Below are 12215 nucleotides of genomic sequence, written 5' to 3' on the forward strand. Positions count from 1 at the left end.
TGGCGTTCGCAACGTAGATTGAAGGCTGGCGCAAGGGCTTCCGCAGATGAACACAGATGAAGCACCGCAGATATGCCGGCAATATATGCCTGTTAGAAAGCGATCCGCGTTTCTACACATTTACAAAGGCTGGCCAGATACATCTCCCGCAGCTCGTGTCATTACGGCGCTGAACTGGAAACGCCTGAGAAACCCAGTCGCATCATATGCCCGGTTTTTGCAGCCCGAATTTCGAATAAGGGTTGAACAGGGGAAGTCGGAACAACGGGGTGTGACAATGTCAGTATGGCGCAAAGTAAGGGGCGGCCCGTTATTCAATCCTTCCCGGCTGCAATTCCGTATGTGTACAGCAAAATAGGGCTTTGGCAAGCAGTTTTGCATAGGCTGGCTGGTTGGTCAGTTCTGGAGGGCTCAAGCAAAATCGGCAGGGATCGATCTCTTAATAAGATTTAATTACTCTCTAATTTTTCTCTAATTTCATGGGGCCGACTGATAATCATGTAATTAGGGATAGTTTATGTACTGGAGAAAAGGGTTTTTGACCAAACCGCTGTTATATGTTTAACCTTCCGCTTATCGGCCCGTTATTCAGTTATACTTTTACCCAAAACCACCCTACGTATGAACATATTACTTGTAGAAGATGAACCTGCGGTTGCTACGATGTTAAATAAAGGACTTACAGAAGAGGGCTATACAGTGACGATCGCTCCGGATGGAAAGATCGGCCTGCAGATGGCAACCGATCACCCTTTTAATATTATCATACTGGACGTGATGCTTCCCGGGTTGAACGGGATCGAGCTTTGCAAACAATTGCGCCAGCAAAAGAATCATACGCCCGTGCTGATGCTGACGGCGCTTGGTACAACAGAAAATGTTGTAACCGGGCTCGATGCGGGTGCAGACGATTATATTACGAAGCCATTCAAATTCCGCGAACTTTCCGCGAGGCTCCGGTCATTGTCAAGACGCGGCTTGCCATCTGATCCGGTGGAAATATTGAAGCTTTCTGATCTGGAAATGAACCTTACTGCCAAAACCGTTCAACGCGGCGGCCAGGATATTACTCTCACCTCAACAGAATACCGCTTACTCGAGTACCTGCTGCGCAACAAAGGCCGCGTTGTGTCCAGGCTTGATATGCTGGAAAATGTATGGGGTATTGATTTCAATATGGGAACAAACGTGGTGGATGTATATGTGAATTATCTCAGAAAGAAAATCGACAAAGCCGGACCCGTTAAACTGATCCAAACCGTGATCGGCATGGGTTACGTGATGAAGGAACCTTCAGTATGAAAATACAGACTCAGACAGCCATTCTTTTTACGGTGCTTGCCGCAGCAGTGATCCTGCTGTTGAACGCTATTATTTATTATGTGGCCACACGTGACACCTCCAACGACTTCAAAAAAAGACTGGAGTTGCGCGTGATCGTCGCTGCAAAAATCCATTTCGAGAAAGACACCACTTCTTCCGCAGCCTACACAGAGTTGCGTCAGCAGTATCTGGAAGTGCTGCCTAATGAACGCGAATACCTGGTTGTGGCAAATCACCGGAAAGACAGCTTCAGGATCCCTGATGGCCTGGCTCTGCCAAACGCCTTTTATAACGAAGCTATTCAAACAGATACCACTGTTTTCTATAAGAAAGATGATGTGTATTATGCAGGGCGGGGATTAGCTGTTGGAAATGAAAAGTATGTGATGGTTAAGTCTGCCGTAAACCTGTACGGTTTGCAGGCATTGAAAAACCTTAAACGCATCCTGCTTATAGCCCTTGTGGGTAAAGTGATCCTGGTATTCACCGTCAGCTTTTTCTTCTCCAGGAAAGCATTTAAACCATTCCGGGATATTATTGCGAGAGTTAAAAGTATTGGGGTTGAAAATCTTTCCATGCGGCTGGAAGAACAAAAGGGGCGGGGCAAAGATGAGATCGCGGAGCTGACCAAGACATTTAACCGCATGCTGGACAGGCTTGAAACGTCTTTCGAGATCCAGAATAACTTTGTAAGTAATGCGTCACATGAGTTGAAGACCCCGCTTACCGCGATAATCGGTGAAGCTGATATCACTCTTTCAAAAGAAAGGAAGGCGGAAGATTACCGGCAGTCGCTGGAAGTGATCCTGCGTGAAGCAGAAAGACTTGAGACGCTAACGACTGCACTGCTGAGCCTTGCACAATCTGGTTTTAATAAGAACAGGGAAGGATATGTTCCTGTACGCCTCGACGAATTATTGTTCGATATAAAAGGAACGATCGACAGGATCGACCCTGAAAACCATATCAGGCTGGTGCTCCAGGATATGCCAATGGATGAGAACCGGCTTTTGGTAAACGGTAATTTGCAGTTATTGAAACTTGCCATCAGTAATATCATTCTTAATGCATGCAAATATTCCAACAATCAGCCGGTAGAAGTAAAGCTGACCTGCCCTGGTGACCAGGGCGTGATAAAAATATCCGATATAGGCATCGGTATTCCGCATGATGACATCAAACATGTGTTCGTACCATTCTTCCGTGCATCCAACACAAGTTCGTTCAAAGGGTATGGTGTTGGCTTGCCCTTATCAATGAATATTATAAGGCAGCATGATGGTAATATCAAGGTTGCCTCCGAAGAAGGAAGAGGGACAGAAGTGACTGTATTGCTTCCACTTGCAAAGGCCTGATCACTCTGTTTTTATTAGTAAGAACACGATGATCCTACGATAGTGGATTTGCGTATTATTAAAAACATCTAAGAACTAAGCATAAGAAACCAGCAACTTATCACTCTCTCTAATTTCTTTCTTATCTACATTTTAATATCCCTTAATTCAATTATTAGACGTCTGTAATGTCTGTGTTGCAACTTTGTGATCTGTTTATTTCCTTCATTATTAAAACAACGAAAATGAGAAATGTACTGATCCCAACTGATTTCAGCATTGAATCACTTAACCTGGTGGAAAGAGCGGTGGCTGCATTGGATGATCAAACTGCTAACATTATACTGTTTCATGCATTTGATATGAACATAAATGCGCCTGACCGGTTAGGCAACGGTACGCGGGTACCTTATGCGCATTTGCTGACGGATGAATTCCGCAACGCATGTAAGCGTATTAAAACCTCTAATGCACGCGTAGTGCAGAATATCCATGTCCGTCATTTGTATGGTTCAACTGTGCCATTGTTCAGAAATTTTATCGACGCAAATGATATTGATATGATTGTTTGTCCAGATCATTTCGTGTTCAACCCGGTTACCTCGCAAAGTGTTAACCCTGTTAAACTGTTTAAGAAAAGTGGCATTCCTGTGATCACAGAATTGGCGAGAAGAAGAACGGTGGTTCACAGTGCAGCACCACTTGCAGAAGCTGTTGCAGTGCTGATCAATTAATTACAAATCCGAAAGGCTTATGCTGTTAAAAAAGAATATTCCGTTTTCCTATATCATGGGGAAAATCAGAACGGAATTAATACTTATTACCCTTTACTCGGTGATCATTACGATCATCTATGAGAACTTCCATGTCACGAGGATCTCCATTCCTATTGCGATCCCAACTATTATGGGGACGGTTATCTCGCTGTTGCTCGGTTTCCGGAGTAACCAGGCTTATGATCGCTGGTGGGAAGCCAGGCATATCTGGGGTGGTATTGTAAACGATTCCAGAACACTTTCCAGGCAGGTACTCTGCTTTACTGAAGTTGTGTTCGAAGGAGATGAAGTGCAGCAATACCGGGAGCGGATGATCCGTCGCCAGATTGCCTGGAACTACAGTCTTGGACAAATGCTTCGCGGGCAAAACGCCACACGCGGATTGGATAAATATCTTACACGACAGGAGATGGATTTTATCCGTCACTATGATCACGTACCTGGTGCATTGCTTGAATTGCATGCACGCGATCTGCGGGTTGGCCTTGAGCAGGGTTGGATCAACCGTTTTCAGCAAGTGGAAATGGACAGAACATTAACCCGCCTTTGTGATGCAATGGGAAAATGTGAGCGGATCAAGAATACGGTCTTCCCGGTTACATACAGCATGTATATTCATTTTTCTATGCTGTTGTTTATAGCATTCCTTCCTTTTGCGGTGATCCAGTATTTCGGAATTTTTGAAGTACCCGTTGTTGTGGCCATTGCGACATCGTTCCTGTTGATAGAAAAAATGGCGATCCACCTGCAGGATCCGTTTGAGAATAAACCAACGGATACGCCGGTAACAACCATTGCAAGAAATATTGAAAAGAACCTCACACAGATGTTGCGTGACCAGGAGATACTTGAAGTGAAGGAGAACAACAAGTTCTATGTTTTATAGAGGGTAAGTAAGTACGCAAAGTCCGCAAAGAAAACGCAAAGGGCGCAACGTTTATCTCAAGATTTCGTTGCGCCCTTTGCGTTTTCTTTGCGGACTTTGCGATACTTCTCAGTGCGGAATAAGAATTACTGTAAATGCAAAATATTCTCTCCAAATAAGATACACTCCTTCTTCACCCCATCCACATCTTTCGATTTAATATAGGACCCGATCACATGAGCTTGTGTATTCGGCAGAGCGGCTTCTCTTTTCAGGCTATCGGGTGTTCCAAGCTGCCGGAACATTCTCTGCATCGCAGAAACTTTTACCGTTGGATCCTGGTGATCTTCGTCCTTATAATAATAAAGAAGCAGCGCAGGCTGTTTGATCTTTTCAAACAGTGAAGCTTTCATTGTTGTTTCCAGCAATTCCTGTAATTCAGAAACGGCTTCCATCCTGTATTTTGAATTCCAGTAGCGGGTATTCAGCAGAGCTGTATCATGATCCTCATTGTACTTCCCTTTTACCATTCGCGCAACGGTTAATCCCCAGTGATTATTGGCAACCCAGGCGAGCGGGTCATTGATCGCGATATTGGGTGACAGGAGGATCAGTCCTGCGATCTCAGGATATTCGGCCGCGAGTTTGAGCGCAAGTGTGCCGCCGGTGGACGTTCCCATGAGGATCACTTTCTTCCCCAGCTTTTTTCCGATCGCATAAGCTTCTTTGGCGGAGTTCCAGAGTTTATCAGCTGTCATTGCCGCAAGCGGTTCCGTTGTATCAATTCCATGTTCTGCCAGTCTCGCCAGGTACAGGTTACAGCCGAACCTTGAAGCAAAGAATTGGTGAACGGGATCTCCCTCTTCCTGGCTGGCTGAAAACCCGTGCAGGTAAACCACTGAATATTCCGTTGCCTGCCGTACTGAGTCGTTAGCCCAGATGATCCGGGCTTCGTTATCGGGCTTTATTTTATGATGTGATTCGCCGGCTGACACGTATTGGGTTAGCATAGCCGTTTCGGGCACAGCTGGCAATGACGGATCATACACGGGAGGCTTTGGACGCGGTCCGAGAAAGTATACAACGATCAGTATCAAGAGAATGAGACCCAGCCATTTGGCGAATTTCATATAATTGGTTTTGATAAAGCTAATATAAATATGGCTGGATTGAGGTTTAAGAATACATTAATTCGTTACCCGTTATCCGTTGTCCGTTGTCCGGTAGTTCTGAGACACTAAACGAGATCTCGTTGAAAAACGCGGTCAACTGTCAACGGACAATTGGCACCTAAAGCTATCTTCAAGTTAAATGTCCCTCACTTCTTGCCCCGCCGACTAAATTAGCGTACCTTTGCACCTTCAAAAAAATGGGCTTTTGCCCAAAACGTAAAACAATGGAAATCAGAAACATCGCCATCATCGCGCACGTTGACCACGGTAAAACGACGCTGGTGGACAAAATCTTACACGCTACCAAGGTATTCCGGGACAACCAGGAAACCGGTGAATTGATCATGGATAGCAACGATCTCGAAAGAGAACGCGGGATCACTATCTTCAGTAAGAATGCGGCGGTAACTTATAAAGGCGTAAAAATCAATGTAATCGATACTCCAGGTCACGCCGACTTCGGTGGTGAAGTGGAAAGGGTATTGAAAATGGCTGATGGTGTGATCCTTTTGGTTGACGCCTTCGAAGGGCCAATGCCTCAAACCCGTTTCGTACTTCAGAAAGCGTTGTCGCTGAACCTGAAGCCGATCGTTGTAATTAATAAGGTAGATAAACCTAACTGCCGCCCTGACGAAGTGCATGACGCGGTTTTCGAACTGTTCTTCAACCTCGACGCATCTGAAGATCAGCTTGACTTCCCTACCTTCTACGGAAGCGGTAAGAACGGCTGGTTCAATGATTCACTCACTCAGATCGACAATATCAATCCTTTGCTGGATGGTATTCTTAAATATGTTCCACCACCAAAAGTAAATGAAGGTCCGGTGCAGATGCAGATCACTTCACTGGATTACTCATCGTTCCTTGGCCGTATCGCTATCGGAAAAGTTAGCCGCGGTTCAATCAGAGAAGGTCAGAACGTGGTGTTGATGCAGGCTAACGGCACTATTAAAAAGACCAAAGTGCGTGAGCTTTATGTGTTCGAAGGAATGGGTAAGAAAAAAGCTACAGAAGTTTTCGCTGGTGACCTTTGCGCTGTGGTAGGTATTGAAGATTTCAACATCGGTGATACCATCGCTGATTCTGAAAACCCTGAAGCATTACCGGTGATCAGCGTGGATGAGCCAACGATGAACATGTTGTTCTCTGTTAACAACTCTCCATTCTTCGGTAAAGACGGAAAATTCGTTACAAGCCGTCACCTGCGTGACCGTTTGGCAAAAGAAACTGAAAAGAACCTCGCATTGCGGGTTACGGATAGCCCTGATGGTGATAGCCTGATCGTTTATGGTCGTGGTATCCTTCACCTCGGTATCCTGATCGAAACAATGCGTCGTGAAGGATATGAGTTGACTGTTGGTCAGCCTCAGGTTATCGTGAAAGATATCGATGGTAAAAAATGTGAGCCGTACGAGAACCTGGTGGTCGACGTACCTCAGGAGTTTGCAAGTAAGGTGATCGATCTTGTTACTCGCCGTAAAGGTGAAATGCTGATCATGGAAACAAAAGGTGAAATGCAACACCTGGAGTTTGACATCCCTTCACGTGGTCTGATCGGTCTGCGTACGCAAATGCTGACTGCTACAACCGGCGAAGCTGTAATGGCTCACCGTTTCAGCGAATACAAGCCATGGAAAGGGCCAATCCCCGGACGTAACAACGGTGTTTTGCTGTCAAAGAATACGGAAAAAACTACCGGTTACTCTATCGATAAACTGCAGGACCGCGGAACCTTCTTCGTAGACCCGGGTGAAGATGTTTATGTAGGACAGATCATTGCAGAAAACATTAAACCAGGCGATCTCGTAGTAAACGCGACGGAAGGTAAAAAGCTGACGAACCACCGTGCAAGCGGTAGTGATGACGCTACACGTATCGCTCCAAAAACGTTGATGACGCTGGAAGAATGCATGGAGTATATCCAGCAGGACGAGTGCATCGAGGTAACGCCGAACTTCATCCGGATGCGTAAAGTGATCCTGGACGAAAATGAAAGGCTGAAACAAAGTAAGAAAATGGGCGCAGCTGTTTAATCAGATAGCTGAATCAATAAAAAGAAGCGGTACCGGAAGGTGCCGCTTTTTTTATTGATTCAGGTTCCGGCAGACCACACAGATCGGCTTATGGCAACCACCTGCTCTCTTGTCTGATCGCATCCAGGCAGGGAATGCCTGACGGCCAGGTGAGTTTTCAATATAAGGAAGAAGAAGATCCGGGGTGAATTGCAGGAACCTGGGCCAACGCTTGAAACGGAATTTCCCACATTCCACTAACCCATTCCGGCCATTCACTCGAAATTCCGCCACCATCCTCCCTATCTTCTTAAATTTCATTCCTGTACGACCATTAACCATTGACCTTACCGCGTTTATCTGTAATTTGAACTAATAACCTTCCTTGAAAAAAGCATTTTCAATAAGGCAGTTGCTTTTCGCGATCGTATTGGTCACAATGGCTGGTACGGCCTGCGCACAATTGCCGGACTATCATCTTCAATTATTTGACTACACTTCCGGTATTCAACCCGGTACCATCTCTTCCGTTTCGCGCGATAAAAAAGGATGTCTTTGGGTCTTATACCGACGGCAGGTACAGCGGTTTGACGGAAAACGTACGGTTACATTCAAGCAGGGACAATTGCTGGATAACCTGCTGTGTGACGAAGCGGGGCATATCTGGGTAACCGGGTCTAATAAGATCTATCTTTTTTCGGAAGAGAACGGCGACTTCAGGCAGGTGTATCTCTCTTCTCCCGACTCATCGATCATTTCGGGCCCCGTCTTTCAATTGAACGATAAAACCATCGTACTCTTAACGAGTAAAGGCATTTTCAAATATGATGCAGCAGCGGGCTTGTTCAAACCATGGGTGAATAAACTTCCGATGCCCGCGATCTTTGCCCTGCCTCTTTCTGTATTGCACGATGACCTGCTGTTTTACCAGAGTGGGCATCATATTGTACGCTATGATATTCATTCAACAGAGATCGACAGTATTCCTTCGCTGGACTTTAACCGTCTTTACCCGGTAAGCAGAGACAGTATTGCCGTCAGCAGCTGGGACAATAAAACTTACTGGGTCAATTTTAAGGAGAAAACAGAGCATGTGATCGAATTACCTGCCGCGTTAAAAAAACCGGGCTTCGCGTTCTTCTCTGTAAGAAGCATGGTCGAGTTTATACCTAACCGCTTTCTGATCGCATCAAGGGAAGGCATCTACGAGTACAACAACAAAACCAAAGAGTTCTGCCACCCGCACTTTTTCCTTAATGGCCGGAAGGTTGGAACCAGCGATTACGTTAACCATCTTTATCTTGACAATGACGGCTATGCATGGATGGCAACGATCGATGGTGTTGCCCGTTTTGCCATCAAAAATTCTCCTATTGGTCTTGCGCGCATCCGGCAGCTAAACGATGAGCTTCCTGCAGGTATCGATAATATCCGCAAAATTGAAGAGGATGAAAAAGGCAATCTTTGGCTCGCTACCGGCAACGGATTTGTGTCATGGAAGGCAAACAGGCGTGACCTGGAATTCTTCCTCCCGTCCCAGGATAGAAATGATAAACTAAATCATCCTTCGGTAAGAGGACTGATGTATGATGGAAAGAATATCATTCTCGGCCCTACTGACAAGGGCATGTGGATCTATGATCCCGCTACGCGGAAATACCGCAGGCCCGTGTATGCATCAGACAGTGTAAAGACCTTAAGCGAAACTGACTTTATCGATGATATTGCAAAATTGAACAATGGCGATGGTATCGTGATGGGGAGAAGGGGAATATATGTCATCAGTGCAAAAACCTATCAGCTGGTCCAATTGCCTCTGGCAATGATCACTTTTGAAAATCCCAACTTTGCGCATCAGGGCAAAGATGGGATCATCTGGATCACTACTAACCGTGGATTGCATTGTCTCGATTCAAATTATCGCTATCTCCAAAAATCGCTATTCCCTGACGCATCTGCACAGATCATTACCAGCTCATTTATGACGTCAAATGACCGGTTGTTGTTTTCCTGTGAACAGGGATTATATACAGCGAGATATCATCAGGGTAAAATTGTGATCGAAAAGGAAACGAATGTATTTGATCATGTCAATCTTTATACGATCTACCAGGATGATCATGAGGTGATCTGGGCCAGCTCGCAAAACGGGATCTATCGATATGACCCGGCAACGTTCAAACTTAATCTGTTTGACTACTCAGATAACGTACAGGGCTATGGTTTTAATGGAAACAGTTGGTTCCGTGACCGGCAGGGTGTGTTGTATTTCGGCGGAGTGAACGGCATCAATTACTGGAACCCGGATACGTTCACACCCCCAGCAGAATCTTTCCAGGTATACATTAACCAGGCATCGATCGGGAATAAGGATTCGCTGATCTACTCCTTCGCTAATGAAGTTTCGATCCCTTATACTGATCGGTCGATGGAAGTCGAATTTGCCGTAGCATATTTCAACAATGCGGAGAAAGTCACTTATCGGTATCAACTGGAAGGATTTGATAAGGACTGGAAATATCTTGGCAATAACAATGTCGTCAGGTTCACATCATTGCCGCCGGGGAATTACAGGCTGAAGGTTCAGGCAAGTCTCAACCGGGTGGATTGGGTGGACGCAAAGAACTCGTTCCTCTTTGAAATAAAATCGCCGTACTGGATGGCGTGGTGGTTTATCAGCGTACTTGTCATCGCCGCGGCAAGCATTATCTGGATGGTTGTGCGGAACAGGAATAAGAAGATCCAGGAAAAGCAGGAGGAGCTGGAGGCAGAACAGGCCATCAATTATTTTGCAGCGAGCATTTATGAAACTAACTCCGTTAAAGCGATTCTTTGGGATGTGGCGAAGAACTGCATCGGTCGTCTTCATTTTGAAGATTGTGTGATCTATCTGCTGGATCACGAACGGAAGGTCCTTATCCAGCGGGCAGCGCATGGCCCCAAAAGCCCTGCTTCTTTTGAAATAAAAGAACCCATGGAGATCCCGCTGGGTAAAGGTATTACCGGTTCTGTTGCGGCAAGCGGCAAAGCCGAGCTCATCCCAGATACGACAAAAGACCCGCGTTATATTGTAGATGACGAACGCCGGTTTTCCGAGATCACCGTCCCGATCATCTCGAACGGTCGCGTTTTAGGCGTAATAGACTGCGAACACTCAAAAAAAGGGTTCTTTACTCAAAAGCATTTGTCGATCCTCACAACAATTGCGTCCTTGTGTGCAAATAAAATAGTTAAAGCAAAAGCAGAAGCGGAACGGGCGAAAGCAGAAGCGATATTGATGGACACGCAGAAGAAAATGGCCGATGTGGAAATGCAGGCACTAAGGGCACAAATGAATCCACATTTCATTTTTAACTGTCTCAACTCGATCAACAGGTACATTGTAAAAAGCGATCAGGCAACAGCTTCGCTTTACCTTACGCGGTTTGCAAAACTGATCCGGCTGATCCTTGACAATTCAAACAGCAAATCGGTCACGCTCTCGAATGAAATGGAAGCACTCCGCTTGTATATCGAAATGGAGAGCATCCGTTTCGATAAGAAGTTCTCTTACAAGATCACACTGGGAGAAGGGGTTCAGTCAGACAGCATTTATGTACCGCCGCTGATCATCCAGCCGTATGTAGAGAACGCCATCTGGCATGGACTGCTGCATAAGGAAACGGCAGGACATCTGACCATTCATATCAGCCGTGAAAGTAATTGCCTGCTGGAATGTTCGATCGAAGACAATGGTGTTGGCCGTGAAAAAGCAAAGGAGTTAAGGAGTAAGTCTGCACCGACAAAAAAATCGCTGGGAATGAAGCTGACCGAAGACAGGCTGGCTCTTTTGAATAAGCAAATACAGGCAGAGGCTTCCGTCGAAGTGCTTGATCTGATAGCAAGCGATGGTGAACCTGCCGGCACAAAAGTAATCCTTAAAATCCCTATAGACGGGTAAAAACTGATTAGTATGATAAAATGTATTTTGGTAGACGACGAAAAAAACGCTCTTGAAATGATGGAGTGGTTATTGAAAACGTATTGCCCGCAGGTGGAGATCGTTGGCATGTGCAGCTCTGCCGAAGAAGGCATCGCTGCCATTAATGCCACCAGGCCCGATGTTGTTTTTCTGGATATTGAAATGCCCAAGATGAATGGCTTCGATATGCTGGAGCAATTTGATAAACTCTTTTTTGATGTAGTTTTTTGTACAGCCTACGATCAGTTTGCGATCAAGGCATTCAAATATGCCGCGTTGAACTATTTGCTCAAGCCTGTTGATCCGGATGATCTTAAGGCAACGATCGAGCGCATCGAAGAAAGAAAAAACGTGCCAACGCGCGAGCAATTCGACCTGTTGCTGCAGAACATTCATCAGCCGGCAAAACCGACTCCTCAACGGATCGCGCTGACCACGGGTGATGGTCTTGTATTTGTGTCAACCCAGGACATTGTTTACTGTGAAGCAGAGAGCAATTACACTCATGTTGTGTTGTCTGGTGGGAAAAAGATCCTTGTATCGAAAGTGCTGAAAGAAATTGACGAAGCTTTAAGCGGTCCGGATTTCTATCGTGTACACAGTTCCTTTCTGATCAATATCAACAGGATCAAAAAATTCGTCCGTGGTGATGGCGGCTATATCGTAATGGACAATGATGCAACTATAAATATTTCAAGAAACCGCCGCCAGGAATTCATGGAGCTGTTTTCAAGATTTTAACACCCTAAACTACAACCGTATCCATTTTTAG

The 12215-nt window shown here is 45.5% G+C and carries 9 protein-coding genes; 7 read left to right on the plus strand and 2 right to left on the minus strand.

Going from position 1 to position 12215, the window contains the following annotated elements:
* The first annotated feature begins 621 nt into the window (after window positions 1–621).
* The 4 genes from LZZ85_RS02720 to LZZ85_RS02735 all read left to right on the plus strand — a co-directional run bounded on the left by LZZ85_RS02720 (window position 622) and on the right by LZZ85_RS02735 (window position 4319).
* Complete coding sequence (locus LZZ85_RS02720) at window positions 622–1302, plus strand: response regulator transcription factor (protein ID WP_237868394.1); 681 nt, start codon at window positions 622–624, stop codon at window positions 1300–1302.
* A complete protein-coding gene (locus tag LZZ85_RS02725) occupies window positions 1299–2678 on the plus strand; it encodes a HAMP domain-containing sensor histidine kinase (RefSeq protein ID WP_237868395.1) in 1380 nt (459 codons plus the stop codon). The genes LZZ85_RS02720 and LZZ85_RS02725 overlap by 4 nt, the downstream gene beginning before the upstream one ends.
* Before the next feature lie 224 nt (window positions 2679–2902).
* A complete protein-coding gene (locus LZZ85_RS02730; protein ID WP_237868396.1) occupies window positions 2903–3391 on the plus strand; it encodes a universal stress protein in 489 nt (162 codons plus the stop codon).
* Window positions 3392–3410: 19 nt separating this feature from the next.
* Window positions 3411–4319: a bestrophin family protein gene (locus tag LZZ85_RS02735; RefSeq protein ID WP_237868397.1), complete on the plus strand. Its 909-nt coding sequence runs from the start codon at window positions 3411–3413 to the stop codon at window positions 4317–4319.
* Window positions 4320–4444: 125 nt separating this feature from the next.
* On the opposite strand, the gene LZZ85_RS02740 is transcribed toward LZZ85_RS02735, so the two are convergent.
* Window positions 4445–5428, minus strand: a complete 984-nt coding sequence (locus LZZ85_RS02740) for an alpha/beta hydrolase (RefSeq protein WP_237868398.1) — start codon at window positions 5426–5428, stop codon at window positions 4445–4447.
* 266 nt (window positions 5429–5694) lie between these two features.
* Here LZZ85_RS02740 and typA point away from each other — a divergent pair, with 266 nt between their 5' ends.
* A complete protein-coding gene (gene typA / locus LZZ85_RS02745; RefSeq protein ID WP_237868399.1) occupies window positions 5695–7503 on the plus strand; it encodes a translational GTPase TypA in 1809 nt (602 codons plus the stop codon).
* Between the two features lie 51 nt (window positions 7504–7554).
* Here the strand turns inward: typA and LZZ85_RS02750 are convergent, their stop codons facing one another.
* On the minus strand, window positions 7555–7803 hold the full coding sequence (locus LZZ85_RS02750) for a hypothetical protein (protein ID WP_237868400.1): 249 nt from the start codon (window positions 7801–7803) through the stop codon (window positions 7555–7557).
* Between the two features lie 64 nt (window positions 7804–7867).
* Between LZZ85_RS02750 and LZZ85_RS02755 the strand changes: the two genes are divergently transcribed.
* Complete coding sequence (locus tag LZZ85_RS02755; RefSeq protein WP_237868401.1) at window positions 7868–11422, plus strand: histidine kinase; 3555 nt, start codon at window positions 7868–7870, stop codon at window positions 11420–11422.
* Between the two features lie 12 nt (window positions 11423–11434).
* Window positions 11435–12184, plus strand: a complete 750-nt coding sequence (locus tag LZZ85_RS02760; protein ID WP_237868402.1) for a LytR/AlgR family response regulator transcription factor — start codon at window positions 11435–11437, stop codon at window positions 12182–12184.
* The last annotated feature ends 31 nt before the right edge of the window (window positions 12185–12215 follow it).

The sequence above is a fragment of the Terrimonas ginsenosidimutans genome (genome assembly GCF_022012415.1).
GTDB classification, from domain to species: domain Bacteria; phylum Bacteroidota; class Bacteroidia; order Chitinophagales; family Chitinophagaceae; genus Terrimonas_A; species Terrimonas_A ginsenosidimutans.

Excerpts from the sequence above, each read along its gene's own strand:
- LZZ85_RS02720 (WP_237868394.1), top strand. The coding sequence starts at position 622 with ATGAACATATTACTTGTAGAAGATGAACCTGCGGTTGCTACGATGTTA.
- LZZ85_RS02725 (WP_237868395.1), top strand. The coding sequence starts at position 1,299 with ATGAAAATACAGACTCAGACAGCCATTCTTTTTACGGTGCTTGCCGCA.
- LZZ85_RS02730 (WP_237868396.1), top strand. The coding sequence starts at position 2,903 with ATGAGAAATGTACTGATCCCAACTGATTTCAGCATTGAATCACTTAAC.
- LZZ85_RS02735 (WP_237868397.1), top strand. The coding sequence starts at position 3,411 with ATGCTGTTAAAAAAGAATATTCCGTTTTCCTATATCATGGGGAAAATC.
- LZZ85_RS02740 (WP_237868398.1), bottom strand. The coding sequence starts at position 5,428 with ATGAAATTCGCCAAATGGCTGGGTCTCATTCTCTTGATACTGATCGTT.
- typA (WP_237868399.1), top strand. The coding sequence starts at position 5,695 with ATGGAAATCAGAAACATCGCCATCATCGCGCACGTTGACCACGGTAAA.
- LZZ85_RS02750 (WP_237868400.1), bottom strand. The coding sequence starts at position 7,803 with ATGAAATTTAAGAAGATAGGGAGGATGGTGGCGGAATTTCGAGTGAAT.
- LZZ85_RS02760 (WP_237868402.1), top strand. The coding sequence starts at position 11,435 with ATGATAAAATGTATTTTGGTAGACGACGAAAAAAACGCTCTTGAAATG.